General features: G+C 55.0%; 26 protein-coding genes. 14 read left to right on the forward strand and 12 right to left on the reverse strand.

Going from position 1 to position 24,861, the window contains the following annotated elements; translation table 11 throughout:
- Positions 1 to 4: 4 nt before the first annotated feature.
- Positions 5 to 586, forward strand: a complete 582-nt coding sequence (locus IPN28_10030; protein QQS56606.1) for a YdcF family protein — start codon at positions 5 to 7, stop codon at positions 584 to 586.
- Between the two features lie 12 nt (positions 587 to 598).
- Positions 599 to 2,059 carry a 1-acyl-sn-glycerol-3-phosphate acyltransferase gene (locus tag IPN28_10035; GenBank protein ID QQS56607.1) on the forward strand — a complete coding sequence of 487 codons (1,461 nt, stop codon included), beginning with the start codon at positions 599 to 601 and terminating at the stop codon, positions 2,057 to 2,059.
- 3 nt (positions 2,060 to 2,062) lie between these two features.
- Here IPN28_10035 and IPN28_10040 read toward each other — a convergent pair whose 3' ends face one another.
- Both IPN28_10040 and pheA read right to left on the reverse strand, forming a co-directional pair.
- Positions 2,063 to 2,938, reverse strand: coding sequence for a prephenate/arogenate dehydrogenase family protein (locus IPN28_10040; protein ID QQS56608.1), 876 nt, complete (start codon positions 2,936 to 2,938; stop codon positions 2,063 to 2,065).
- A 93-nt stretch (positions 2,939 to 3,031) separates the two neighbouring features.
- Entirely contained in the window at positions 3,032 to 3,892 is an 861-nt protein-coding gene (gene pheA, locus IPN28_10045; protein QQS56609.1) for a chorismate mutase, read from the reverse strand.
- A gap of 79 nt (positions 3,893 to 3,971) precedes the next feature.
- On the opposite strand from pheA, the gene IPN28_10050 reads away from it, so the two are divergent.
- On the forward strand, positions 3,972 to 5,030 hold the full coding sequence (locus IPN28_10050) for a homoserine O-succinyltransferase (GenBank protein ID QQS56610.1): 1,059 nt from the start codon (positions 3,972 to 3,974) through the stop codon (positions 5,028 to 5,030).
- Positions 5,031 to 5,034: 4 nt separating this feature from the next.
- Here IPN28_10050 and IPN28_10055 read toward each other — a convergent pair whose 3' ends face one another.
- The 3 genes from IPN28_10055 to IPN28_10065 form a co-directional block, all read right to left on the reverse strand.
- The gene (locus IPN28_10055; protein ID QQS56611.1) at positions 5,035 to 5,790 is read right to left on the reverse strand and encodes a methyltransferase domain-containing protein; all 756 of its coding nucleotides are present in this window, start codon (positions 5,788 to 5,790) and stop codon (positions 5,035 to 5,037) included.
- 9 nt (positions 5,791 to 5,799) lie between these two features.
- Positions 5,800 to 6,249, reverse strand: coding sequence for a (deoxy)nucleoside triphosphate pyrophosphohydrolase (locus IPN28_10060; protein ID QQS58601.1), 450 nt, complete (start codon positions 6,247 to 6,249; stop codon positions 5,800 to 5,802).
- 98 nt (positions 6,250 to 6,347) lie between these two features.
- Positions 6,348 to 7,475, reverse strand: a complete 1,128-nt coding sequence (locus IPN28_10065; GenBank protein QQS56612.1) for a peptidylprolyl isomerase — start codon at positions 7,473 to 7,475, stop codon at positions 6,348 to 6,350.
- A 169-nt stretch (positions 7,476 to 7,644) separates the two neighbouring features.
- On the opposite strand from IPN28_10065, the gene secA reads away from it, so the two are divergent.
- From secA to IPN28_10080, 3 genes are read left to right on the forward strand one after another with little or no spacing between them, the layout of a single operon-like run.
- Positions 7,645 to 10,392, forward strand: a complete 2,748-nt coding sequence (gene secA, locus IPN28_10070) for a preprotein translocase subunit SecA (protein ID QQS56613.1) — start codon at positions 7,645 to 7,647, stop codon at positions 10,390 to 10,392.
- 41 nt (positions 10,393 to 10,433) lie between these two features.
- Positions 10,434 to 11,600 carry an FAD-dependent oxidoreductase gene (locus tag IPN28_10075; GenBank protein ID QQS56614.1) on the forward strand — a complete coding sequence of 389 codons (1,167 nt, stop codon included), beginning with the start codon at positions 10,434 to 10,436 and terminating at the stop codon, positions 11,598 to 11,600.
- The gene (locus IPN28_10080) at positions 11,588 to 12,385 is read left to right on the forward strand and encodes an aldo/keto reductase (protein ID QQS56615.1); all 798 of its coding nucleotides are present in this window, start codon (positions 11,588 to 11,590) and stop codon (positions 12,383 to 12,385) included. The genes IPN28_10075 and IPN28_10080 overlap by 13 nt, the downstream gene beginning before the upstream one ends.
- Before the next feature lie 4 nt (positions 12,386 to 12,389).
- Here IPN28_10080 and IPN28_10085 read toward each other — a convergent pair whose 3' ends face one another.
- The gene (locus IPN28_10085; protein ID QQS56616.1) at positions 12,390 to 13,529 is read right to left on the reverse strand and encodes a 3-dehydroquinate synthase; all 1,140 of its coding nucleotides are present in this window, start codon (positions 13,527 to 13,529) and stop codon (positions 12,390 to 12,392) included.
- Positions 13,519 to 14,097 (reverse strand): shikimate kinase, encoded by a 579-nt coding sequence (locus IPN28_10090; GenBank protein ID QQS56617.1) that lies wholly within the window; start codon positions 14,095 to 14,097, stop codon positions 13,519 to 13,521. The genes IPN28_10085 and IPN28_10090 overlap by 11 nt, the downstream gene beginning before the upstream one ends.
- Before the next feature lie 102 nt (positions 14,098 to 14,199).
- On the opposite strand from IPN28_10090, the gene IPN28_10095 reads away from it, so the two are divergent.
- The 4 genes from IPN28_10095 to IPN28_10110 all read left to right on the forward strand — a co-directional run bounded on the left by IPN28_10095 (position 14,200) and on the right by IPN28_10110 (position 18,155).
- Positions 14,200 to 14,343, forward strand: coding sequence for a hypothetical protein (locus IPN28_10095; GenBank protein ID QQS56618.1), 144 nt, complete (start codon positions 14,200 to 14,202; stop codon positions 14,341 to 14,343).
- A gap of 52 nt (positions 14,344 to 14,395) precedes the next feature.
- Entirely contained in the window at positions 14,396 to 16,081 is a 1,686-nt protein-coding gene (locus IPN28_10100; protein ID QQS56619.1) for a hypothetical protein, read from the forward strand.
- A 30-nt stretch (positions 16,082 to 16,111) separates the two neighbouring features.
- The gene (xerD, locus tag IPN28_10105; GenBank protein QQS56620.1) at positions 16,112 to 17,110 is read left to right on the forward strand and encodes a site-specific tyrosine recombinase XerD; all 999 of its coding nucleotides are present in this window, start codon (positions 16,112 to 16,114) and stop codon (positions 17,108 to 17,110) included.
- A 97-nt stretch (positions 17,111 to 17,207) separates the two neighbouring features.
- Positions 17,208 to 18,155, forward strand: a complete 948-nt coding sequence (locus tag IPN28_10110; GenBank protein QQS56621.1) for an acetyl-CoA carboxylase carboxyltransferase subunit alpha — start codon at positions 17,208 to 17,210, stop codon at positions 18,153 to 18,155.
- A 16-nt stretch (positions 18,156 to 18,171) separates the two neighbouring features.
- Here the strand turns inward: IPN28_10110 and IPN28_10115 are convergent, their stop codons facing one another.
- Complete coding sequence (locus IPN28_10115; protein ID QQS56622.1) at positions 18,172 to 18,591, reverse strand: ribbon-helix-helix domain-containing protein; 420 nt, start codon at positions 18,589 to 18,591, stop codon at positions 18,172 to 18,174.
- Between the two features lie 137 nt (positions 18,592 to 18,728).
- The gene (locus tag IPN28_10120) at positions 18,729 to 19,010 is read right to left on the reverse strand and encodes a BolA family transcriptional regulator (GenBank protein ID QQS56623.1); all 282 of its coding nucleotides are present in this window, start codon (positions 19,008 to 19,010) and stop codon (positions 18,729 to 18,731) included.
- Positions 19,011 to 19,136: 126 nt separating this feature from the next.
- Here IPN28_10120 and IPN28_10125 point away from each other — a divergent pair, with 126 nt between their 5' ends.
- On the forward strand, positions 19,137 to 19,676 hold the full coding sequence (locus IPN28_10125; protein ID QQS58602.1) for a J domain-containing protein: 540 nt from the start codon (positions 19,137 to 19,139) through the stop codon (positions 19,674 to 19,676).
- 92 nt (positions 19,677 to 19,768) lie between these two features.
- Entirely contained in the window at positions 19,769 to 20,782 is a 1,014-nt protein-coding gene (gene cobS, locus IPN28_10130; protein ID QQS58603.1) for a cobaltochelatase subunit CobS, read from the forward strand.
- Between the two features lie 7 nt (positions 20,783 to 20,789).
- Here the strand turns inward: cobS and IPN28_10135 are convergent, their stop codons facing one another.
- Positions 20,790 to 21,194, reverse strand: a complete 405-nt coding sequence (locus IPN28_10135) for a hypothetical protein (GenBank protein QQS56624.1) — start codon at positions 21,192 to 21,194, stop codon at positions 20,790 to 20,792.
- A 143-nt stretch (positions 21,195 to 21,337) separates the two neighbouring features.
- Between IPN28_10135 and IPN28_10140 the strand changes: the two genes are divergently transcribed.
- Together IPN28_10140 and msrA are read left to right on the forward strand one after the other, a co-directional pair.
- On the forward strand, positions 21,338 to 23,176 hold the full coding sequence (locus IPN28_10140; protein QQS56625.1) for a cobaltochelatase subunit CobT: 1,839 nt from the start codon (positions 21,338 to 21,340) through the stop codon (positions 23,174 to 23,176).
- A 26-nt stretch (positions 23,177 to 23,202) separates the two neighbouring features.
- Positions 23,203 to 23,721: a peptide-methionine (S)-S-oxide reductase MsrA gene (msrA, locus tag IPN28_10145; protein QQS56626.1), complete on the forward strand. Its 519-nt coding sequence runs from the start codon at positions 23,203 to 23,205 to the stop codon at positions 23,719 to 23,721.
- Positions 23,722 to 23,728: 7 nt separating this feature from the next.
- On the opposite strand, the gene IPN28_10150 is transcribed toward msrA, so the two are convergent.
- Together IPN28_10150 and IPN28_10155 are read right to left on the reverse strand one after the other, a co-directional pair.
- Positions 23,729 to 24,136 (reverse strand): hypothetical protein, encoded by a 408-nt coding sequence (locus tag IPN28_10150; GenBank protein ID QQS56627.1) that lies wholly within the window; start codon positions 24,134 to 24,136, stop codon positions 23,729 to 23,731.
- Positions 24,137 to 24,218: 82 nt separating this feature from the next.
- On the reverse strand, positions 24,219 to 24,749 hold the full coding sequence (locus tag IPN28_10155) for a hypothetical protein (protein QQS56628.1): 531 nt from the start codon (positions 24,747 to 24,749) through the stop codon (positions 24,219 to 24,221).
- Positions 24,750 to 24,861: the final 112 nt, after the last annotated feature.

Raw genomic sequence — 24,861 nt, forward strand, 5'->3', positions numbered from 1 at the left:
GGTGATGAAACTTCTATTGATAAAGGCGTTCTCGGGCCTGTCCGCAGCGATCTTCAGTCTGTGGCTGGGCGGCTTCGTGCTGTTTTCCTTTTACGCCCTGACCGTGAACCCCGCCTATGAAAACGAAAAGACCGATGCAATCGTCGTCGTGACCGGCGGCAATCACCGGATTCAGACCGGCCTTGACCTTCTGGCGCAGGAACGCGCCCCGAAACTCTTCATTTCCGGTGTCCATGAGAAAGTGACGGCGACCGATATCCTGCAAAACTGGAAGGGAAATCAACCCAAACCGACCTGCTGCGTGTTTCTCGGCCATAAGGCGCTAACCACATACGGTAACGCCGATGAGACACAGGAATGGATCACGGCCAACAAGGTCAAATCCATCCGTCTCGTGACTTCGGGGTACCACATGGGCCGCGCCTTGCTGGAGTTCAAACGGGTCATGCCGGATTTAAAAATTATCCCCCACCCGGTCGAGGAAACCGATTACGGCGTTCTGAATTGGAAATTCTGGGAACTGGCCTTCAGCGAATACCATAAGATTTTATTCCGGCTCACCCGTATGTCCCTCGAACAACAATAGCCGGAAAATCGAATGCCCCCGTATGTCATCCGGTCTACAATCTACAATCTCTGCTTTTACGGACTGACGGCCACCGCCTGCGTCCTCTGCCTGCCAACTCTGTTTCTGCCGCGAAAGGCGTTCATGACGGTCGTGCATGGATTTGTCTTCTGCAACCATATCCTTGAAAAATACATTCTGGGGCTGGACTTCGAAGTGCGCGGACGGGAGTATCTCCCGTCATCAGGCTCTTACATCGTCGCCTCCAAACACCAGTCGGCGTACGAGACGACGAAGCTGCACATTCTCTTCGACGACCCGGCGATCATTCTGAAAAAGGAATTGCTGAAAATCCCGCTCTGGGGGCAGTATCTCGCCAAATCCGACGTCATCGCCATCGACCGCAGTACCCCCAAATCCGCCATCGAGTCCATTCAGGACGGTGCGAGAAGAATGCAGGCGCAGGGCCGCCCTGTCATCATCTTCCCGCAGGGCACCCGCGTGAGCGTAACGACGACCGCGCAAGATCGGCCCTATAAAATCGGCGTCGCCCGGTTGCAGGAAGCCACCAACCTGCCCATCATCCCCCTCGCTATGAATACAGGCGTATTCTGGCCCCGCAATAGCTGGATCAAGAAACCGGGCACGGTGGTCTTCGAATTCCTGCCGCCCATCGAACCGGGAAAGCCCCCCGCGGAAATCCTCTCGAAATTAGAGAAAGACATGGAGGGCCGTTCGGTCGCCCTGATGAACGAAGCCCAGACTCAACGGACCGCAGCAAAAGGGAAAAGCTGGCTTTTGCCTGCAATACTGCTTATTTTGGCGTTCGGATACATCGCCAACTGGCTGATCGTCGCCCGATATGTCGAGGCCGGGGTCAATAACGCCTTGACGAATTTCCAGCGCGAAACCGCCTCCCGCTTTTTAAAGCAGGCACCGCCCGCCATCTCGGGCTTCCCCGGTAAAATGAAGTTATCCTTAGGACCGCACAGTGTGCTCAGCCCCGCCGGAACCGCCGAGTTCGAATCCTTTTCCGCCGAATCCTGGCCCCTGCCCTATATGCCCCTGACCCTCGAGGCCGTAAAAATCAGCGTAAAGGCCCGCTTCTGGAAGGAGGGGCAGGATTTTGACTCCCTGCACGCCGTCATCCGCCCTCGCGGGAAAATCTACGACATTACCGAAAGCGAGGCGGTGAGCGGCAATTTCAAAATCCGCGTCGCGGGGCGCATTGATCTGCAGGACGATCTGAATCCCGGAATCAATCTCACACTCGAACTGGAAAACTACCAGCCCTTTATCGCAGGACTGGCGGAAAAAGGGATTATCCGTCCGCAAGCCGCCATGATCGCGGGCGCAGGCCTGAAGGCGTTCGAACGCGGCGGCATCGCCAGAGTCAGTTTGACCAAGAGCGACCGGGCGGTGTATCTGGGACCGATCAAAATCTTCGAATTTCCGCCCGAACGCCGCAGGCTTCACACTCAGCCGCACGAATGACGGTTACTCAGCCTGTCCGATTTCGACGATCTGCTTGCGGATAGCGCGGGTCTTCGTAAAGACTTCATAAAGATAGTCCCCGTTCCCCTGCCGGATCGCCTTCTGCAGCGCGGTCAGGTCTTCGGAAAACCTCTGCAAGACCTCAAGGACCGCTCCCTTGTTATTCAGGAAAATATCGCGCCACATCACCGGATCAGACGCTGCGATCCGCGTAAAATCCCGGAACCCCGAAGCCGAAAATTTGATCACTTCAGATTTAATGTCGTCCTCCAAATCCGTTGCGGTGCCCACAATCGTGTACGCAATCAGGTGCGGCAGGTGCGAAGTAATGCCTAAAACAAGATCGTGATGCGCCGGCTCCATAATCTCGATATTCGCCCCGCACTCCTCCCACAGCTTCGTCACCTTCTCGACCGACCGTATCCCCGTATCGGGCAGAGGCGTAAGAATGCACCAGCGGTTTTCAAACAATTCCAGAAACCCGGCCTCCGGCCCCGAAAACTCGGTCCCGGCAATCGGATGCCCCGGCACGAACTCAACTCCCGGACGGCAGTAAGGTTTGACCGCCTCAATCACCGCCATCTTGACCGACCCGGTATCGGTCACGATCGCCCCTTGCTTGAGCGCAGGCGCGATCCGCTCCGCGACTTTCTGCATCGCCCCGACCGGAACAGCAAGGATGACGAGATCGGCGCCCTCAACCGCTTCGGCCAGATGATCCGTGACTTTATGCGCCAGCCCCAGATCGTTGACAGTCTTGCAGACATCCAGATTGACGTCCGCCGCAACCAGCGTATTCGCCAGCCGTTTTTTCAGAATGATCCGGGCGAGCGAAGAGCCGATCAGCCCCAGACCGATAATGGTGACTTTATTAAACATGACGATATTCCTTGTTCTAAACCTGAAAGACTAAACCTTCAGGTTTGATTGGTATTAAACATTTTATATTAGGGCGCGGCATAAGCCGCAGGATCATTCATCAAGTTCCGGCACCGCCGGATACCCGCCGACCACGCCGCAATAACGGCAATCCGCATCAAAAATCTGGCGCAGCGCGTCAAGTAAAGGCGAGTCCGGAGCGATATACCCCCGCGCCTCCACCAGATGTGCGTTGTAGTCGGGCCGCGCCGAAGACTTGGAACTATAGAGATTGACGACGCTCACACCATGCTCGGCGAGACGATCGACCACCCGCGTCCGGCTGACGCTGACCCTGAGGTCCAGCCCCAGAAACGTGCAATCGTCATCGGAAGGCAAAAACTCGAATTTGGAAACGACCAGCGAACGGTGCGTCGGGTTCTGCGTCGATTTCCGCCCGTGACTGCCGTACGGAAGGGCGCAGAGGATCGACATTTTCTCGGAATGCTGATCGAACAGATGCACCCACCATGCGTCGTTCTGATCCAACTCCGGCCACGGCAGGACGGCAAACGACGTTTCATCGTTGCGAACCGCGCCAACCGCCCCGGCCCGTGAATTGATCTTTTTCATCGGCACGATGCTGCCGAAATAATCCTTGGCCATGTCCCAGTGAGGGTTGCCATGCTCATCGGCAAAAACCACCACGGTCAGCCCGGTTTGCAGCAGCGCCACCGCCCCGACCAGTTCCCGCCAGATCCGCACGACCGCCTGCCGCGGCAAAGGCCCATTATGCCGCGCCAGCAGACGCCGGATCATCTTGGCCTCGCGGGCGGGCTGGACCATCTGCAAATTCGACTTGCGCTTGGCCTCGGCGATCGAGGACACGAGCGACGCACGCTCCATCAACAGATCGTGGACCTTATCGTCGATCTTGTCGATTTTGACGCGAATATCGCTCAATGTTTTAGACATGGACTTGCACTGCTTCCCAACCTATAAAGCTTATTTATAGAGAACTGATCAGGAAATCAAACGGATCGTGAGACTTTGAATGCCTTTGGTAGCTTATAACGATCTGCCGACCTTCGAGCGCCTCAAGCAGGAAGGCCGGACAGTCCTGCCGCCCGACCGGGCCGCGAAGCAGGATATCCGCGAAATGCATATCGGCCTGCTGAATATGATGCCGGATGCCGCCCTGACCGCCACCGAGCGCCAGTTTTTCCGCCATGTCGGGGAAAGCAACCAGATCGCGCAACTCTACGTCCACCCCTTCACCCTTCACGAATTGGAGCGCAGCGCCGAAACAAAAGAATACGTTAAAAAATATTACGAACCGTTTGAAAAACTTCAGGAAGAGGGTCTTGATGCCCTGATCGTCACCGGGGCGAACATCTCCCAGCCGCATCTGGAGAAGGAACCCTTCTGGGAACCGCTGAAAAAAGTCATGGACTGGTCGTGGAACAACGTGACTTCCACCCTCTGCTCCTGTCTGGCCACGCACGCGGTCATGCAATTCCGGTATAATCAGAAGCGCACGCCCCTCCCTGGCGGACAAAAACTCTGGGGCGTCTACCGGCATAGAATCGAAGACCGCACCCACCCGCTGGTCCGCAACATGAATACGGTCTTCGACGTTCCGCACTCGCGCTTCAATGCGATATCGGAGGATCAGTTCCACGCGGCTAAAATGAAAATTCTGGTCAAGGGCAAGGAAGCCGGAACGCACATCGCCGTCAGCGCGGATGGCTTCCGCCTCGTCTGTATGCAGGGCCACCCCGAATACGACACGATCAGTCTGCTCAAGGAATATGAGCGCGAACTCCGCCGCTTCGAAACCGGAGAAAGGCCCGACTGCCCGCCATTCCCCGAAAACTACTTCAAGCCGGAAATTATTGAAAAAATTCAACCCCACCAAGAAAAGCAGCCGACCATGGCTCTGCTGGACAAACACCGCGAATTTATCTCGGATAACCTCGAAAACACCTGGACGGATAGCGGCCGCAGCATCCTCTCAAGCTGGATCGGCCTCGTCTATCAGGTCACCCATTCCGACCGTAAGCGCCAGTTTATGGAAGAAATCGACCCTGACGCCCCCCTCCGGGGCTTATAGGAAACTAATCCGAGGTATAGCTCTGCGGCACCGGAACGCCGGGGGGCCGCCCGAACAATCCGGGCTTATAAGCTAGAACCTTTGATCCCGATCCCTTATCCACCCCGGCGTAGATTTGCTTGCTGGCCTCAATAATATGCACCCCCGCCCCGATAGGCAGGAATGTCCGCCCCATATGTTCAAGCAAATTGGCCGACCGCATGAAAATAGAGAATTTGAACGGCGGCATGAACAGCGCACTCTGTGTGCGTTCCTGCACAAATAAATTTTCCCGCAGGAAGAAACACAGCTGCGAAAGAGAAAACGGATGCCCGTGCCCGAACGGCGACCATTCGACCCGCGCCCACAAAGCCGAACGGTTGGGAACGATGACCAGAATACGCCCGTTGGGTTTAAGCACCCGCCAAATCTCGTGAAGAGTTGGCTGCAACTGCCCGCTATGCTCCAGATAATGAACCAGAAGAATCCGGTCCATGGAGGAATTTTCAATCGGCAGGCCCGCCCCCTCTGAAAGAAAAACGACATTTTTGCCGTCCTTCGGCCACGTATCGGCGCCTAATCCCGAAGGCATCATGGCCACGACCCGCTCGGCATTCCCGCAGAAGGACTCCAGATAAGGAACGGTATAACCGCAACCCATCACGCGCAGTCCGTGCGTATCCGGCCAGAACGCCGCAATCCGGCGGTTCAGGACGTTCTGAACGCAAAGGCCGAGCGGGGAATTGTAAAAAGTCCTGAGATCGTAGACCGAGCGGTACATACGCCCATTCTACAACCGATCGCGGATTTGGTAAACAAGCGGCAGATCGGCCTCCGGCATCGGGTAATCATACATATTCTGAGGCGCTACCCACGCCAGAGCCTGCGCCTCAAGGGGTTGGGGTTCCCCCCGCCAGACTCGGCAAACGAACAAAGGCATCAGCAGGTGAAAATCCGCATAGCTGTGGGAGGCAAACCCGATGGGGGAAAAGCAGCATTCCCGCGTCTCGATCCCCAACTCTTCCTCCAGTTCGCGCATCAATGCAAATTCCGGCGTCTCCCCCGCCTGCACCTTGCCACCCGGAAACTCCCAAAGACCCTCCATACTTTTCCCCTTGGGCCTTTGTGCCAGAAGAACAAGCCCTTGCGCGTTGACCAAGGCAACAGCGGCAACCAAAATGACAGGAAGTCCCAAAGGTTTGTCCGGCCTCGGCAGGGCAAGCGCCTCATGACAATTCATTTTTTTCATCAGATGGTTATATCCATTTTTCAGTATTCCACAAAAGCAAAAGCCGCGAACAACCCGCGGCTTCTGTAAAAAACAAATCTGAAACAGTCTTACTCGGATGCTTTTTTGTCCTCGGCTGGCTGCGCCTCCGGCTCAGGGGTCAGGGCTTCGAGTTCAATCTCTTCTTCAGTGCCTGTGGCAGGCTCGACCGCATCAGCTTCTCCGGCATCGGCTCCCGCATCCGGCTCAGTGCCTTCGGCCTGCTGCTGGGAAAGATCGATGGGCTTGCCGTTGGCGTCAAACTGCTCGATATTGGCTTCCTCGCGCCACTTGGCGATCACCTCATTATAAAGCTGGCGGCTGATTTCCTGCTCCAGATAAGGCTTGGCCGTATCAAAGTCGGCAGCAGGGCGCTGACGCTTATCCTCGACCTTGATGATATGAAAGCCGAAATCGGTCTTAACAGGTTTCTTGGTATAGGAACCGGGCTTAGTCTCAAACGCGGCCTTGGCGAATTCAGGCACGACTTCGGTATTGGTAAAGTACCCAAGATCGCCTCCGTTCTCAGCCGAACCGTCCAGGGAGTTTTCCTTGGCCAGCTTGGCGAAATCCGCGCCGCCGTCCAATTCCTTGACCAGCGCCTGAGCTTTCTTTTCGTCGTCCTTGGAAAGAAGAATATGAGCGGCCTTCACTTCCTCAACTTTCGGGAAACTCTTAATGTAGTCATCGTAAGCCGTTTTCAAACGGTCCTCGGTCATGGCTTTCTTGACTTCACGCTCGATAAAGATGGAGCGCACGATCTGCTTCTGGGCGTTGGCCAGTTCCTTCTGCACCTCTGCATCGCTCTCAAGGCCTGCGCCGGAAAGCTTGGCATCAATGACCCGCTCACCGATCATCTGGTCAACAGCGATTTGCTGAAGAACATCGTCAGGGAACTGCTTGAAGTTTTCAGGCATATTTTTGAGAGTGTCTTGCACATCGGCCTTGGTGATCTCCTGTCCGTTGACCTTCGCCAGAACGGGATTCTCGGCGGAAGCCGGAACCGAAGGAGCAGAGACTTCCGGCGCGGACTGCGCCGCAGTGATGGTCTGCAGCGGCGCGGGCAAGCTGGCGGAGGGAATCATCCGTCCGGCCAGAAATCCAAGGGCGCCGACGATGATGATGATCAGAAAAGTAACGGCGGCATGGCCGGATTCGCCGTTTACAGGGGCTTCCTGGCGTAAGGTCTGATAAGACATGATATTCCTCAATGGTGATCGTGCGGATGTATTATGGCCGCAGACTAGCGAAACCCCCCACCCTTTTCAATAGGGAAAGTGGGCCGGAACGAAGCCTCATGTTGACGCAGGGCAGGCTGAGGCTTATACCAGAACGCTTATACAGGGTCATTTCAGGAGAAAACCTCAAGTGTTCGGCCTTTTGGGAAAAATATTCGGAACCGCCAATACACGGACTTTAAAGCAACTGGGACGCCACGTCCCTAAAATCAACGCCCTCGAACCGAAATATGAGGCGATGAGCGATGAGGATCTGCGGAATCAGACAAAAATCTTCTGTGAAAGACTCGAAAAGGGCGAACCGCTCTCCAACATCATGCATGAAGCCTTCGCGGTCGTCCGCGAAGCCTCCAAACGGACGCTCGGTCAGCGCCATTATGATGTGCAGCTCATCGGCGGCATGGTGCTAAACGACGGTAAAATCGCCGAAATGCGAACCGGAGAGGGCAAGACGCTTGTCGCCACCCTGCCCGTCTATCTGAATGCCATAAGTGGCAAAGGCGTCCACGTCGTCACGGTCAACGATTACCTCGCCAAGCGCGACGCCGAATGGATGGGGCAAATATACAGCTTTCTTGGCCTCACGACCGGATGCATCTTCGGAAATATGCGCGACCATGAGCGCCGCAAGTCGTATGCCAGCGACATCACCTATGGAACCAACAACGAGCTGGGATTCGACTACCTGCGCGACAACATGAAATTCCGCCTCGACCAGATGGTCCAGCGCCCCTTTAATTTTGCCATCGTGGACGAAGTGGATTCAATCCTGATCGACGAGGCGCGAACCCCCCTCATCATCTCCGGCCCGTCCGAAGGCTCGACCGAAATGTATGGCCGCGTCAACAAGATCATCCCCCGCCTCGAGGAAGCCGATTACGAGAAGGAAGAAAAACACAAGAGCATCGCCCTGACCGAACGCGGGCAGGAACACGCGGAGGAATTGCTGCGCGAATTCGGAATCCTCAAACAGGGCAGTATGTACGATCTCGGCAACGTCTCGCTCGTCCACCACGTCAACCAGGCGCTCCGCGCCCACAAGCTCTTCCAGCGCGATACCGACTACATTATTAAAGACGGCAAGGTGATGCTGATCGACGAATTCACCGGCCGCATGATGGAGGGCCGCCGCCTCTCCGAAGGCTTGCATCAGGCCATCGAGGCCAAGGAAGGCGTGGCCATCCAGAACGAAAACCAGACCTTTGCCTCCATCACCTTCCAGAATTATTTCCGCCTCTACCCGAAACTCGCGGGTATGACGGGTACGGCCCTGACCGAAGCCGCCGAGTTCGAGGAAATCTACAAGCTCAAGGTCGTCGATATTCCCACGAATGTCCCCGTAAACCGCCAGGACTACGACGATAAAATCTACAAATCCCTGCGCGAGAAGGATGACGCCATCGTCGCCCTCATCAACGAATGTCAGGAACGCGGACAGCCCGTGCTGGTCGGCACGGTCTCCATCGAGAAATCCGAAAAACTGTCTGCCCGCCTCAAAAAGGAAAAAATCAGACATAACGTCCTTAACGCCCGCCACCACGAGCAGGAGGCGCATATCATCGCACAGGCCGGAAAGCCGGGCGCAGTGACGATCGCTACCAACATGGCCGGACGCGGGACGGATATCCAACTCGGCGGCAACGTCCAGATGCGAATCTCCGAGGAGATTGAAGACGAATGGCCGGAAGAAAAAAAGGAAGCAGCGATCAGAAAGATCAAGGAAGAAGTCGCCGAAAACAAAAAACTTGTTCTGGAATCCGGCGGCCTTTACGTGGTCGGCACCGAGCGCCACGAATCCCGGCGCATCGACAACCAGCTCCGCGGCCGTTCGGGCCGTCAGGGCGACCCCGGCGCTTCCATGTTCTTCCTGTCCGTCGAAGACGATCTCATGCGGATTTTCGCAGGCCAGAACCTCGAATCCCTTTTGGCCAACAAGAACATCGGCCTGCAGGAGGGCGAGGCTCTGGAGCATCCGTGGATTTCCAAAATGCTCGAACGCGCTCAGGGCAAGGTTGAGGGAATGCACTTCGAAATCCGCAAGAACCTCCTCAAATTCGACAACGTCATGAACGACCAGCGCAAGGTGATCTATGAACAGCGCCGTGAAATCATGGAAGCCGAAAGCGTCGAGATCATGGTCAAGGATATGCGCCACCACACGGTCGAGGATATCGTATCACGCTGCATCCCCGAGCACGCCTACGCCGAGCAATGGGATATCGTCGCCCTCGAAACCGATGTCGTCCGGCTCCTCAATCTCCACCCGCCCCTGCACGATTGGGCCAAGGAGGAAGGCATCGCAGACACGGAAATCATGGACCGCCTGATCGACCTCTCCGATAAGAAAATGGCCGAGAAGGCCGTCAACGCGACCCCCGATGCATGGCGCAAGGTCGAAAAAATGGTTCTGCTTCAAATGCTCGACCAGCACTGGAAGGAGCATCTTCTGAATCTCGACCACCTGCGGCAGGGCATCAACCTGCGCGCCTTCGGCCAGCGCGACCCGCTGAACGAATACAAGACCGAAGCCTTTCAGATGTTCGAAGCCATGCTGCACATGATGCGCGAGACGGTCACCATGACCCTGAGCCTCGTGGAATTGAACGTGGAACCGGGCCGCGCCAACCTCGTGATCCCCGGCATGATGCCGCAGACCGAAACGAAAATGAAGGAAAGCCGCACCGATCCCGCTGCCGGACAGGAGCAGTCGGAGGACGATTCCCGCCAAAACGTCACCGCCATGCCGCAAAGAAACAGAAAGTTCGACAAGGACGATCCCGAATCCTGGGGCAAGGTCCAGCGCAACGCCCCCTGCCCCTGCGGTTCCGGCAAGAAATTCAAGCAATGCCACGGGAAGATTGTTTCTAACGGAAACTGACCTTGAAAACATAATAATCCTAACCGCCGCAAGGATTAAGAATGACCGCCAGAGCAGCAGACATTGTCATCGTCGGCGCGGGGATCGCAGGCCTCTGGACCTTCCACCGCCTGAAGAAACGCGGCTATGACGTCCTGCTCCTCGAAAAAGACTCCATCGGCGGCGGCCAGACGATCGCATCGCAGGGCATCATCCATTCGGGCCTGAAATTCGCCATCGCCGGAAAAATCAGCACCCTCGCCCGCTCCATCAGCGCCATGCCCGACATCTGGCGCGCAGCATTAAAAGGAGAAGGAGAAGTCGATCTTCGCACGGCGAAAACAGCGGCAGATTCGCAGCTTCTCATGATCCCCGGCGGCCTGATTGGCAACCTTTCCAAAATTGTTACAAAAAAGGCGCTTGGAAAAAACGTGCGTGAAGTCGCGGAGCATAATTGGCCAGATCAGATTCAGTCATCGGGCTTTAAAGGCTCCGTTGTTTTTATGGATGAGCTTGTCCTCGATATCCCCTCAATCCTCTGCGCCCTCGCCGAGCCCTACCGAAACGCCATACGTAAAATCCCGCAGGAATACGCAGATGACCCCGCCGCCTTCCTGACGCAGCAAAGCATCAGCGCAAAAATAATAATTTTCACAGCGGCATCATCAAACCTGCCAATCGCAAAACAGCAGAGCCACGAACAAGGTCTGGACGTCCAGCACCGCCCGCTCCTGATGGGGATGCTCAAGCCCGCTCCCTTCCCACTCTTCGCCCACCTCGTCGGAACCTCCGAAAAACCCGTCGCCACAATCACAACCCATAAGGATAAGGACGGAGTCCTGATCTGGTATCTCGGCGGCAACGTAGCAGAACGCCCTAGAGGATCGTCCCAGCAGGACACGTTCAACGCTGTAAAAAAAGCATTCTCAACCTATATGCCCGCTCTCGATCTTTCGACAGTGAAATGGGCAAGCCTGCCCATCGACCGAGTCGAGGGAAAATCGAAAACAGACGGCTGGATGCCCGATACACCTACGCTTCACAGAGCCGGGAACAGCCTATACGCTTGGCCGACGAAACTGACCTTCGCGCCGATGCTCTCGGATATGATCGTAGAAAATTTGGAAAAAGAAGGCTTAAAACCATCCGGCCACATAACTGACTGGTCATTTCTAGCGCCCGTCTCTTACGCCACACCTCCTTGGGATCAGCCACAATGGACAGATTGACGGTCAGAAAAAAACTCGGGCAGACCGGGCTGGAAATCTCGCCTCTGGGCTTAGGAACAGTAAAATTCGGTCGCAACGAAGGCGTGAAATACCCGCAAGGCTTCAATATCCCCGAAGAACCGGAACTCGCCGACCTGCTCGCCCTCGCCCGCGATCTCGGAATCAACCTCCTCGACACCGCGCCGTCTTATGGCACCAGCGAGGAACGCCTCGGACGCCAGCTCAAAAAACAAAGGCAGGATTGGATCATCGTGGGAAAGGTAGGAGAAGAATTCGAAAACGGAGAATCCACTTATATCTTTACCCCCGAACATTTTGAGAAAAGCCTGCACCGCTCACTCAAAAATCTTCAAACCGATTATATCGACGTCCTGCTCATCCACTCGGATGGATCGGATATAGATATACTCTCAAACGAAAGCCTAATTCGGAAAATGCAGGAGTTCAAAATGCGCGGACTGGTCCGCGCCGTCGGCGCTTCGACCAAAACGGTCGAAGGCGGGATCAAGGCGCTCGAGACGATGGATGTGGCAATGGTCAGCTACACACCTCTCTATAAGGATGAAAAACCCGTTCTGGACTTTGCTGAGAAAAATAACAAAGGCATCCTTCTGAAAAAAGCGCTCGCCAGCGGCCATATCGAAAAGCTCGGCGAAAACCCGCTGGAATCCGCGCTGCGCTTCGCCTTTTCCCACCCCGCAACACACGGCGTCATCATCGGTACGATCAATCCGCAGCATCTGCGCGAAAATGTGAGAACGGCGCAAGCAATCTTGCAGAAATAACTGCCTATTCTGGACTCAAAAACTTCTCCAGAACCTTCCGCACCAGTTCTTCGGGAACATCCTTCTTGATCATCGTACTGCCGATCGCCTCGGCGACGATAAAGGTCATATGCCCGTCCGTGGCCTTTTTATCCCGCCGCATGATCTCCATCAGCGCATCGACGGACGTCTCAAGCTTGGGATTAATCTCCGACGGGCTGGTCATCAGGCCAAGCCCGGCGAGATGCTCCTGGGCCCGGATCATATCTTCTTCGGGGCACAATCCCAGATTAACGGAAAGCGCGAACGCCAGGACGATGCCGATTGAAACCGCTTCCCCGTGCAAGAGCCGCCCGTCATACCCCGCCGCCGTCTCCAGCGCGTGCCCGAACGTATGCCCGAGATTCAAAAGCGCCCGCCTCCCGGATTCACGCTCGTCTTCCTGGACGATGGCCGACTTGGCCTTGCAACTCGCCTCCACCGCCTGCGCCACCACCTCAGGCACGAGATCACAAACCCCCTGACCATATTCGTCCAGCCAATCGAAAAACCGGAAGTTTCCAAGAAGACCGTATTTGACGATCTCCGCATACCCGGCCAAAACCTCGCGGCGCGGCAAGGTCTTGAGCACAGAGACATCCGCCACCACCACGCTGGGCTGATAGAAGTTCCCGATCAGGTTCTTGCCGTGGTCTGTATTGATCCCCGTCTTCCCGCCGACGGAACTGTCCACCTGCGACAAAAGGGTTGTCGGCACCTGCACAAACGGCACTCCGCGCAAAATCGTCGCCGCCGCGAACCCGGCCAGATCACCGATCACGCCGCCCCCGACAGCCATCACCACAGAATTTCTGTGGATATTATGATCCAGCATCCAGCTGTGAAGTTTAATCAGGTTCTCATAAGATTTCGTTTTCTCGCCATGAGGCAGAACATAAATCTCGCAAAACTGCGCCGCATGAGCCTCCATCTGCCTCTTGATCGACTTGGCATAGCCCTCGACATTCTCATCCGTGACGATGAAAATCTTGCTGCCGCCGATATCGAAAGGCAGGAAATCGGGGATACGCTGCAAAAGCCCGGAGCCGATGAAAATTTCGTACGTCCGCTCCCCGAGCGGGATGGTGACAACCTTGGTTTCGAGATCGTGTATTTCAGTGCTCATCGTCAATATACTCTGCAAGGGATTGTAATACGGCATTAACGAGTTCGTCTATCCCGCCTTCCGTCTCTTCGACGGTAATATCTGCGCGGGCGTAAAGTCCTTCCCTTTCCGCCAGAAGATTATTGAGGCGTTCTTTCGGGTCTTCGCAATCCAGCAACGGCCGGTTTTTCGATTTTTTCAGCCGCTCATAAAGCGTCTCCACATCGGCCTTGAGCCAGACGGAGATCCCCTTGTCATGGATCGCCGACAGCGTCTGCGGAACCGTCACGCACCCCCCGCCGGTCGAAAGCACGCACGGCCCGCGGTCGAGCAGGTCAACAATCGTTGCGTGTTCCAGAGCACGGAAAACCGCCTCGCCGCTTTGCGCGAAAATATCCGAAATCGTCCGGCCCTCCTGTTTTTCAATAAGCTTGTCGGAATCATAGTGAGGCAAATCGAGTTGAGACGACAGGATAGCCCCCGCATGACTTTTTCCACTGCCCATCATGCCCAAAAGAACCAGAGGTTTTTTTAGCCGTGAACGCACGGAATCCAAGAGGGCCGAAGAGTGTTTAACCTGTTCATTCATGCTTATCTCTTACACCATTCCATCTTTCAATGCCGTGATTATTTTGATATAAAACCCTTCTCTTCGGGTTCTAGGGATAAACTTTCAGCAAGCGCTTGTGTCATGTCCATATTGAGGATTCTGGTCGCATTGGTACTGGTCTTGACCGTCATCGGTTTCGGCTATCTCGCGGTTGTGGACGTCCCCATTCGCCAGACCGAGGTGACCAAGGTACTGCCAAAAGAGGCTTATGCCGATGCAAAATAAAACTTTCAGAAGACTCAGCAGGGCATTAGGCGGATTGGCAGCTTTAATTTTTATGGGAACCTTTCCGGCATTGGCCCAGACCCAGCCGTTTGAAAACAACGAAGAAGCAACACTTCAGCCGCAAAACCAGACAGCTCCTGTCCCTGATCCGGCGGCAATACCCGAAATCGTCCATCAGATTGACCCCAAAATCGAATCCATGGGCTTTTCCCCGCGGGAAGATCACCGCAGCCTGGGCGCCGATCTTTTCCGCGGCTCGACCCGCTCCGCGATTACGGAACTCATTAAGGCACAGCCCGATGCGTCCTCAAGCCCCGCCATGCACAAACTGGTCAATCAGGTTCTACTCACCGCAGCCTCGACAAGCGAACTGGTCGCGGACACAGTACCTAACCCCGGCGAAGACCTTCTGACACTCCGCATGGAAAAAATGCTCGACCGTGGGCTTTATGAAGAAGCCGCGTCATTCTATTCAAACCTTGACCAGGATCCCTATCACGAGCGCTTCGCTGCCGCCGGAATCACAGCGTTGATTATGACGGGCAAGAAGGCGCTGGCCTGCGTCGAGGTAAAAACCTTTTTCGGTGACCGGAACGATTCTGCCCTATGGAAAAATCTGAATCTGTATTGCCGCTACGTGATGGCTTCCGCCGAATCCCCCCAGAAATTTGATCTCGATTCCTCCGACACGTCTATTTTTCAGGTTTTACGGAACATCGTCACCACGCCCGGATATACCCTGAACTACACGCCTTCGGTCTTTGAAACACTCTCGCCGATCGACCGCGCCATTTTGGTGGCAGAAAACAGATTGGTATATTCAGCGCAGACCGACGCCGGAGACTTATCGGTTCCAGCGAACCACCTCCAGCCCCTGCTGAACGTGCCCGCTCTGGATCTGCACACTCGGCTGAAATTGCTGGATGGAGGAGTCCAGACCGGAACACTGCCGGGAACAGCCATAACCGGATTTTACAAATCGGCCGTCATCGACGAAAAAGCCGTTGGCCCCGTCCCCGACCTCATCAGGATATACAAAAAAATCAAAACGGCGGATGAAACCACCGACATTCCCGCGCTACTGAAAGAGGCAATCCGGCTCTCCGCCCCCTATGGTCCCGCGACCCTGATTCCCTTTTTGCCCGAAATCGAGGAGATGCGCTCACAGCCTCTGGAAGCGCAGGAACTGGAGAAGGTTCTCTTGTCCGAGCTGCTGGCCAACCGTGAAGTGTCCTATGATTGGCTCCTCAGCGTCGCCACCCCTGAGACATCAAGTTTGTCCACGGACAACCCTATATATAAGAGGTTACTAATAATAGGATACCTGCTGGCCACCCCCGAAAGCCGCACCCAAAAAAACACCGCCGAGATACTGGATATTGTTGCACAGCACAATCCGGCGCAGAAAGAAGCCTTGAGGAGCATTATAGAAAATATTGACAAGGAGCCCCCATCTCTCAATAATGGCGCCAAAGTTTATGAAAATGGCTTTGACACGGCTGGGAATACAGGTTACACCTTGCCCTCGGCTGAAAAGATTGAGCGTCTTGCAGGCGCCAGTCAGAAAAACGCCATCGGAGAAACGATTTTGCTGAGTAACTTGGTGTTGAGTACTGCCTCTGCTGAAACCCCTTCACCGGACGCTCTCATCGCAGTGACGGATAGTATGAAGAGAATTGGCTTATATGATAAATCGCTGTCCCTGACTGCTGAATCGGTTTTGGCGGCGGTAAAATGAAAATTTGAAGACTTTAAGGAGAAACACACAATGGCACGTCCAGGCCGCCCAGCAATGCCGAAACCCGACCTTCACCCTCAGGTGGACGCCTTCCTTGATATGCTGACCTCTGAACGCGGTGCAGCAAAAAACACACGCCAGGCTTACTGGCGTGATCTCGCGGACGTCAGCCAGTTCATGAAGGGCAAGAACAGCCGGGATATCACCGCCGCTACGACCGACGACATCAAGGCCTACCTGAAGGATCTTTCGGAAAAAACCCACGGCAAGGGAGCCGCCAAAGGTAAAATCGCCGTAAGAACCGTGGCACGCCGCCTCTCGGCCCTTCGCCAGTTTTATCGTTTCCTCGTCTCTGAAAATACTCGCCAGGACGACCCGACTTCGACCATCGAAAGCCCGAAACAGGGCCGCAGCCTGCCAAAAACCCTGAGTGAGCAGGAAGTGAATACATTGATTAAAACCGCCGCCGCAGCGGGCGATGCTGAAAGCATCCGCCTCGTCTGCTTGCTCGAATTGCTCTATGCCACAGGCTTGCGCGTATCGGAGTTGGTAGGCTTGCCCCAATCAGCCATCGGCGAAAACCAGCAGTTCCTGATGGTTGAAGGCAAAGCCGGACGCGAACGCATGGTCCCTCTGACCGAGACCGCCCAGAAATCCCTTTCCAAATACCTCGAAATCCGCCAGCAATTTTCCGGAAACGATGGAACAAGCGCCAGAACCGCGAAATGGCTCTTTCCCTCCAAAACATCCGAAAGCGGCCACCTGACCCGCCAGCGTTTTGCACAGTTGCTCAAGGATTTGGCCAAGGACGCGGCCATAGACGAGGACCGCGTCAGCCCGCACGTCCTGCGTCACGCCTTTGCAACACACCTGCTCAGCAACGGCGCTGACCTCCGCTCGGTGCAGAAAATGCTCGGCCACGCCGACATCGCGACGACCCAGATTTACACCCACATTTTGGGCGACAAGGTCAAGAAAACGGTGCAGGAAAAGCACCCCTTGTCAAAAACCGCCGAAGGCAAGGCCTAAGTGGTGTAAGGCAAAAGAGTGAGACCATGCCCCCTCGGGGCGAAAGATCACTTGGGCCTTTTTGACAAAACATAACAGTCAGAAATGACGTGGATAAATGAGCCAGCTTGATTTTGAAAAGCCGATTCTGGAGCTTGAGGGAAAAATCTCTGAACTCCGCCATGTCGACAGCGGCGGCACCATCAACATCGCCGAGGAAATCTCGCGGATGCAAAGCAAGGCCGAGCGCCTTCTGAAACAGACTTACGGCAAGCTGTCCGCAGAACAAAAGGTCCAGGTGGCACGGCATCAGGAACGCCCGCATTTCCTCGACTACATCAAGGAGATGATTGACGATTTTATGCCCATGGCCGGTGACCGCAAATACGCCGAAGACCATGCCTTGCTGGGCGGCATCGGAAAATTCCGCGGCCAGTCCTGCATCATTATGGGCCACGAGAAGGGTCACGACACCGATAGCCGCATCAGACACAATTTCGGCATGGCCAGGCCCGAAGGCTATCGCAAGGCCCAAAGGCTTCTGGCGCTCGCACAGCAATTCAACCTCCCCGTGATTACGTTAGTGGACACCGCCGGAGCCTATCCCGGAGTTGGAGCGGAAGAACGCGGACAATCCGAGGCCATCGCCCGTTCGATTGAAAGCTGCCTGCGCTGCACCGTTCCGATCATTTCGGTGATCATCGGCGAAGGCGGCTCAGGCGGCGCCATCGCTATCGCCACAGCCGACCGTGTCTATATGCTCGAACACGCCATCTATTCCGTGATCTCTCCCGAAGGCTGCGCGTCCATACTTTGGAAGACCGCAGATTACGCAAAGGAAGCGGCAGCGGCCTTGAAACTGACCGCCAACGATCTTATGGAACTCAAACTGATCGACGGCATCATCGAAGAGCCGATGGGCGGCGCCCACCGCAACCGCAGCGACACGATCCTGAACGTCGCCAACCAGATTGAAAAAGCAATCAAGGAAATGTCGCCCTGGGACGAAGATAAAATCATCCGCAAGCGCCGCGAAAAGTTTCTTCAGGCCGGACGGCATTTCTAAAAAACTGAACAGGAAATCAGGCCACTTTCGCATTGTCCTGATCGTCCGAACGTGTGCCGGAAGAATTTTTTGAAAAATAAGAATCGTACTCCTCGGGAATTTTCGCACGTTTTTTCATATTCTCGAAACTTCCGTGCCCGGCTTTCTGATGCCCGTCTTCAGTCGCAGCCGCTTTGAAATAGAGCATCAGAAAAACTCGGATCGCAGCCGTCAACGACGTATCGCCATTTTTTCGCAGGAAAACGAGAGTACAGAGATTATGAACGGAGCAGCGTTCTTTTTTTGCGACGTCCTTGAGCGCCTCCCACATCTCCGGCTCAAGCCGGATGGAGGTACGCCGCCCGTAAACGGTCACATTGCGGCTGACAAGTGTACTGCGTACATTGCCATCGACGCTATTCGCCTTCTTTGACGATTTTTCGCCAAGTAACCCCACAGACCCGCCCCACACACACTAAAAATCAATAAACAAGAACGCCGATAAAAAACTGACAGAACAATAAATCGCTTCTCGCAAATTCAAACACAACTTCTGTATGCTAACCAAAAGCTGTAAAATATGCAACTATAAGGTTAGGTCTGGTGTTGATTTTTTTCGACCGGGGTCAAAAGTTTGAGCGATAGAGCATGAATTTTTTCGACATCGCTTCCAAGAATCTTTGTAACCCAACGATGCCTCTGGAGCCGGGAAAGCCCCTGAAACCTGCTGGATACAATTATAAGTATATAATGACTGTCTCCGCTACCATCGTCCCCGCTATGACCTTTATGCAGGTGGCTCTCATTGAAAATCTCAAGCTCTTCCGGCTCAAGGGCAGACCGCAGAAGTTCAGCCATTCTTTGTTCCATACCCATACAACGTCTCCTTTGCTAAAGACTGTTCTTACGCTATATAATGGTCTTATGCCACGGATCAAACTAAAGCAGAACTCCCCTGAATTCGCAGACGGCAAGACCATCGCACAGCCTAAATCCTGCGAAATGCCGGGCTGCCGGGCGTGCGGGGAACACCGTGCGCCCAGGGACCGCAGCCTGAGCGGATATTATTTGTTCTGTCTGGATCACGTACGCGAATATAACAAGGCTTGGGATTTTTTCTCTGGCATGAACGAAACGGAGGTTGAAAACCACATACACAGCAGCTTTTACGGCGACCGCCCGACCTGGCACTATGGCCTCGAAATAAAGGATCCCGCAGAATTTTTACGCCACAAGGCATGGCAGACTTACAGCTATACGGATATGGAGGCCGAAAAAGAAAACACAAAGGGCGCAAACAGCGGGAATACGGCCAACACACTCACCCCGGAGCGCGAAGCCCTCGGAATCATGGGCTTGGAAGAGCCTGTAACCTTCGCGGAAATCAAAAACCGCTACAAGGCTCTGGCTAAAAAGTACCATCCCGACCTGAACAAGGGTTCTCAAGAAACAGAAGAGCTTCTCAAGCGCGTAAATATGGCTTATACCATACTCAAACTGGCTTACAGGAAGTTTCAGAAATCAACGGAACAAGGCGCCTGATTCTGCGTTCCCGCAAGGAATTAATTATCCCCATGAGCGAAAAACGTACCCGGTCGGACGAACTGGACAAGGAAAAGGAAGCTGGGCGTGGCATGACGTTCAGCATCACCCAGATCAAGGCCAAGGAAGGCAAATACACGACGATCCCGGACACGAAATATAATGTCCGCGAAACCTTCGGCCTTGATATCGACTGGGAGGTTCCGGGCTTTCTTGAAGATAATGCCAACGTTCCCGACTTCGATCCGACCTACAAATTCGACCACGATACCACCTTGGCAATCCTCGCCGGATTCGCCTATAACCGCCGCGTGATGATTCAGGGCTACCACGGCACCGGAAAATCCACTCATATCGAGCAGGTCGCCGCCCGCCTCAAATGGCCGTGCGTGAGAATCAACCTCGATAGCCACGTCAGCCGCATCGACCTGATCGGTAAGGACACGATCGTCTTGCAGGAAGGCAAACAGATCACCCAGTGGAAGGAAGGCCTCCTCCCTTGGTCCCTGCAAAATCCTGTGGCCCTCGTTTTCGATGAATACGACGCCGGACGCCCGGACGTCATGTTCGTGATCCAACGCGTTCTGGAATCCGAGGGGAAGCTGACATTGCTCGACCAGAATATGATTATCCGCCCCCACCCGGCCTTCCGCCTGTTCGCCACCACCAACACGATTGGCCTCGGCGACACGACCGGTCTCTATCACGGCACACAACAGATCAACCAGGGCCAGATGGACCGCTGGAACGTGGTCGTCACCCTGAATTATCTCGAACATGACCACGAGGTGGATATCGTCCTCGCCAAACTGCCGGAGCTGGACACAAAGGAATTCCGCGAGACCGTGAGCCAGATGGTGACTTTGGCCGATCTGACCCGGCAGGGCTTTGTTAACGGCGACCTCTCTACCCTCATGTCCCCGCGCACAGTCATAAGCTGGGCGGAGAATATGATGATTTTCGGCAACCGCGAACTGGCCTTCCAGTTTTCATTCCTGAACAAATGCGATGAAACCGAACGCCCGCTGATCGCGGAATACTACCAGCGCTGCTTCGGAGTCGAACTCCCGCAAAGCGCCATCCACAATGTCGCGGTAAAAATGTGAAACGCGACTATTTTCCCGGAGGAGCGGGATCGCCGGGGATAACTCCGGGAACATAATCAGGTTTAGGGACGCCGATAATATCGCTGGGCGCTGAGGACGAACCGCCTCCGCGATTCCTCTGATACTGATCCACACCTTCCTGGATATTGCGTCCGGCCCTGTCAGCATTCTCGAGCACTTTCTCAACATTTTGGGGAGTAATCGCAGAAGTCGCCCCCTCAAACCCAGCCTGAAAAGCATTAACCACTCCGCGAGAAGCCCCGCGAACAAATTGCTCTCCGTCAGTTTCGCCAGGTTGATTGTCCTTCATAGCCTCCCGACAGCCAGGTACAACCGAAACAGCGCCAACAACAACAGCAAAAAGAAACCCCAAAGTACCACTCGCAACCTTCTTGAAAGAATTGAAAGGCATAATTCTTAACCCTTACTTTTGCTTATGTAAAAAATCATTTACTCCCTAACTTATAGCAGAACCACCAAAACCCGTCAAATTAGCGAAAACAGATACACAATTAACCCCTGTTTTAATTGTAATTTTCCTTTATTCTGGCCCCCATGACCGAATCCAGTAACAAGGCCGAAGAATTCAAATCCAGCACCCGCTCGGTGGTCCGCACCCTCGCCCGCAAGCCGGAACTGGATGTGACCTTCTCCGAGGCGGAGTCTCCAACGGGTCAGATCGGTTCCCTGACCCGCCCGCGCCTTCCCATGCCCGACCCCAACCTGCCGCCCGAGACAACGCGCTTGGTAAGGGGCTGCGCGGATACGTACGCGCTCAAAATCGCGTACCATGATCCCGCCCTGCACCGCCGCAACGCCCAGTCCGACCTGCAGGCGCAGGCCGCGCTCGACGCGCTCGAACAGGCACGATGCGATGCTCTGGGCGCTCTGAAAATGAAAGGCGTGTCCGATAACCTCAACGCCGTGCTGGAGGAAAAATCTAAACGCAGAGGATTCGCCGATATTATTAAACGCGAAAGCGTCAGCCTCGCCGATGCTTTGCACATTGTCGCACGAACGGAAATGACGGGCATCGCCCCGCCCCCCTCGGCGCAAAAAGTCTACGACCTCTGGAAACCGTGGATCGAGCAGCATCTTAAATCCGCAAGCTTTCAAAAAATGAAAGAGACACTGTCCAACCAGCAGCAATTCGCAACCCTCGCCCGCGAACTCCTGCGCGAACTCCAGCTTCCCATCGGCAAGGGCGAGGACGACTCACTGGGCGAGGACCATCAACTTCCACCCGAAGACGGCCAGAATAAAGGCGAGCAGGAAGAACGGGACGATAAATCCGCCGAACAAAGCGACTCCATGCCCGGTCTGCGCGATTCCGAAGCTGCCCCCAAACCCGCCGATTCCGCCTTCAACATGGGCATGGAGGAAATGCTCAGCGACCTGCCCGATGAGGCCGCCGAAGAAAACTACGCCCCTCTCCCCGGCCGGGGCGAGGATTTCATCGAAGGCGTGGAAGGCCGCTACACCGTTTTCACGACACAATTTGATGAAACTTTAAACGCGGAGGATCTCGCCGACCCGGAGGAGCTGCGCCGCCTGCGCGCGATGCTGGATAAAAAAATCGCGGGCTATAACAACCTGATTACCAAACTCGCCAACCGGCTGCAGAGAAAACTCATGGCCAAACAACGCCGCAACTGGCAGTTCGACATGGAGGAAGGCTATCTCGACGCCTCCCGCCTTGCCCGCATGATCGCAAATCCAAACGTCTCCCTGACCTTCAAGCAGGAAAAGATCGCCCCGTTCCGCGATACGATCCTGACCATCCTGATCGACAATTCCGGCTCCATGCGCGGCCGCCCCATCGCGATTGCCGCCATGACCACCGACATCATCGCGCAGACCTTGGAGCGTTGTAACCTCAAAACCGAAATCCTCGGCTTCACCACCCGCACCTGGAAAGGCGGAAAATCCCGCGATCTCTGGATTCAGAACGGAATGCCCGAATATCCGGGCCGCCTGAACGATGTCCGGCATATCATCTACAAATCCGCCGACGCCCCGATGCGCCGCTGCCGCAAAAATCTCGGCCTGATGCTCAAGGAGGGCATACTCAAGGAAAACATCGACGGCGAAGCCCTCGTCTGGGCCTATAACCGCCTCGCCAAACGACCGGAAGAGCGCAAAATCCTGATGGTGATCTCCGACGGCGCCCCGGTGGACGACTCGACCCAGTCCGTCAACCCCGCCAATATCCTGGAGATGGACCTCCGCAACGTCATCCGCTGGATCGAAAATCGCTCGAACGTGGAACTGACCGCCATCGGCATCGGCCACGACGTCACCCGCTACTACAAAAAAGCCATCACCATCGCCGACGCCGACGAACTCGCCGAAGCCCTGACGAAGCAACTTTCGGGCATTTTTGACGAACTCTAGTAAGGCACACCAGGAGGGGAGCAAAAATGACAACGCAAAAAGCCATACTCGCCGGGGGATGTTTCTGGGGGATGCAGGATCTGGTCCGCAAACGCCCCGGAATCATCGCTACCCGCGTCGGCTACACGGGCGGAACGCTCGAAAACCCTAAATACGATGATATTTGCACGGGTAAGACCGGCCATGCCGAAGCCATGGAAATCACCTTCGACCCCGTACAGACCAGCTTCCGCGCAATTCTGGAGTTCTTCTTCCAGATCCACGACCCCACGACTAAAAACCGGCAGGGCAACGACAGCGGCACGCAATACCGCTCCGCTATTTTTTATCTCACGCCCGAACAGGAAAAAACCGCCCACGAAATCATCGCCGCAATCAACGCCGCCGGAGTCCTGCCCGCGCCGATTGTAACGGAAGTCACAGCCGCTCGGACCTTCTACGAGGCCGAAAAATATCATCAGGATTATCTGCAAAAGCACCCGGACGGCTATACCTGTCACTTCATCCGGCCAAACTGGAAGCTGCCGCCCAAAGCCGCAGAATAAATCAAGATCAGGCGCTTTTCTTGGCAAAGGCGTTGCGGACGACCTGCCACGATTTCGCGGCCTGATAAAGCCGCACGAACGCGGCGGCATCGCTGCGGACAAAACTCAGAACGCCTTGAACAAACGCCTCCCGCCCCTCATCGTCACGCAGATAGCGATCCTCAATCGCCTTTTCAAGCAGATGATACCCGCGCTGGCGTGAAAAACTCTTGCGCGGAGAATATCGGGCAAAATAGAGCCCGAGGCAAATCCTGTTTTGCTCGGACAATCCGGCAAACCGCCCCAGAACGCGCAGATCATCCTCCGTTAGCTCCCAAAGCTCAATCTTGCGGACAAGCTCGGGATGCACAAGGGCCAGAGCCTCGGTATAATCCGAGCGGAACTGGGCCAATAAATTCTGGATCGGCGCAACCACCGCATACCCCTTAAAAAAATATTCTATAAAGGGGACTACACGTATCACAAAGCGGGGAAACGAACAAAGAAAAATCAGAAAATCACAGCGGATCAAAGCCTTGTGGCCCGTCATCACCCCCATTAGGGCCGGATTTTCCGCCCGAACCGCCGCCCGTGCCCCGCGAGGCGCGGGCAAGGGCGTCAACGGTCGCCTCCCAGGATTTGATGGTATCAAAATACTGTTTATGAAGCCGGGGCTTATCCGCCATGAAATCCAGCAAAGCGTCCAGATAATCCTGACGGTTCTGGTAGTAGGGAAAGAAGTCTTTATTCGTAAAACAGGAATCGACGAATTGATCCGTCCACCGGACCCCGAAATGATAGGGATCGGCATCGGGATTTTTCAGGCCGGGCGTAGGGCGCACGATATATTTACGCAGGTAGAACGCGACCGCATATTTCATATCGCTGGACTCGGAAACCAGCGAGTTTAGAATATGGCTGTCCTGATGGCTGACAATCCGCCCGGTCTTGATATGCTCCGCAAGCTCGGGAAAACGGTGCTCGAATTCATGGATGAAATCCCAATCCGCCCCTTCGGTAGGCCCGCCTGTCGGAAAAACTCTTGCCATCGTCCACCTGATTAAATACTGACCGGGATCAGGATACACCAAACCACCCGCCCTTTTCACTATAAAATCGCTTGTCTAAACCCCTGATTTCCCCTAACTAAAGCAGGGAAAG

The organism is Alphaproteobacteria bacterium (assembly GCA_016699735.1).
Classification (GTDB): Bacteria; Pseudomonadota; Alphaproteobacteria; order Micavibrionales; family Micavibrionaceae; genus JAGNKE01.

Excerpts from the sequence above, each read along its gene's own strand:
- IPN28_10030 (QQS56606.1), top strand. The coding sequence starts at position 5 with ATGAAACTTCTATTGATAAAGGCGTTCTCGGGCCTGTCCGCAGCGATC.
- IPN28_10035 (QQS56607.1), top strand. The coding sequence starts at position 599 with ATGCCCCCGTATGTCATCCGGTCTACAATCTACAATCTCTGCTTTTAC.
- IPN28_10040 (QQS56608.1), bottom strand. The coding sequence starts at position 2,938 with ATGTTTAATAAAGTCACCATTATCGGTCTGGGGCTGATCGGCTCTTCG.
- pheA (QQS56609.1), bottom strand. The coding sequence starts at position 3,892 with ATGTCTAAAACATTGAGCGATATTCGCGTCAAAATCGACAAGATCGAC.
- IPN28_10050 (QQS56610.1), top strand. The coding sequence starts at position 3,972 with ATGCCTTTGGTAGCTTATAACGATCTGCCGACCTTCGAGCGCCTCAAG.
- IPN28_10055 (QQS56611.1), bottom strand. The coding sequence starts at position 5,790 with ATGTACCGCTCGGTCTACGATCTCAGGACTTTTTACAATTCCCCGCTC.
- IPN28_10060 (QQS58601.1), bottom strand. The coding sequence starts at position 6,249 with ATGAATTGTCATGAGGCGCTTGCCCTGCCGAGGCCGGACAAACCTTTG.
- IPN28_10065 (QQS56612.1), bottom strand. The coding sequence starts at position 7,475 with ATGTCTTATCAGACCTTACGCCAGGAAGCCCCTGTAAACGGCGAATCC.
- IPN28_10075 (QQS56614.1), top strand. The coding sequence starts at position 10,434 with ATGACCGCCAGAGCAGCAGACATTGTCATCGTCGGCGCGGGGATCGCA.
- IPN28_10080 (QQS56615.1), top strand. The coding sequence starts at position 11,588 with ATGGACAGATTGACGGTCAGAAAAAAACTCGGGCAGACCGGGCTGGAA.
- IPN28_10085 (QQS56616.1), bottom strand. The coding sequence starts at position 13,529 with ATGAGCACTGAAATACACGATCTCGAAACCAAGGTTGTCACCATCCCG.
- IPN28_10090 (QQS56617.1), bottom strand. The coding sequence starts at position 14,097 with ATGAATGAACAGGTTAAACACTCTTCGGCCCTCTTGGATTCCGTGCGT.
- IPN28_10095 (QQS56618.1), top strand. The coding sequence starts at position 14,200 with ATGTCCATATTGAGGATTCTGGTCGCATTGGTACTGGTCTTGACCGTC.
- IPN28_10100 (QQS56619.1), top strand. The coding sequence starts at position 14,396 with ATGGGAACCTTTCCGGCATTGGCCCAGACCCAGCCGTTTGAAAACAAC.
- xerD (QQS56620.1), top strand. The coding sequence starts at position 16,112 with ATGGCACGTCCAGGCCGCCCAGCAATGCCGAAACCCGACCTTCACCCT.
- IPN28_10110 (QQS56621.1), top strand. The coding sequence starts at position 17,208 with ATGAGCCAGCTTGATTTTGAAAAGCCGATTCTGGAGCTTGAGGGAAAA.
- IPN28_10120 (QQS56623.1), bottom strand. The coding sequence starts at position 19,010 with ATGGGTATGGAACAAAGAATGGCTGAACTTCTGCGGTCTGCCCTTGAG.
- IPN28_10125 (QQS58602.1), top strand. The coding sequence starts at position 19,137 with ATGCCGGGCTGCCGGGCGTGCGGGGAACACCGTGCGCCCAGGGACCGC.
- cobS (QQS58603.1), top strand. The coding sequence starts at position 19,769 with ATGACGTTCAGCATCACCCAGATCAAGGCCAAGGAAGGCAAATACACG.
- IPN28_10135 (QQS56624.1), bottom strand. The coding sequence starts at position 21,194 with ATGCCTTTCAATTCTTTCAAGAAGGTTGCGAGTGGTACTTTGGGGTTT.
- IPN28_10140 (QQS56625.1), top strand. The coding sequence starts at position 21,338 with ATGACCGAATCCAGTAACAAGGCCGAAGAATTCAAATCCAGCACCCGC.
- msrA (QQS56626.1), top strand. The coding sequence starts at position 23,203 with ATGACAACGCAAAAAGCCATACTCGCCGGGGGATGTTTCTGGGGGATG.
- IPN28_10155 (QQS56628.1), bottom strand. The coding sequence starts at position 24,749 with ATGGCAAGAGTTTTTCCGACAGGCGGGCCTACCGAAGGGGCGGATTGG.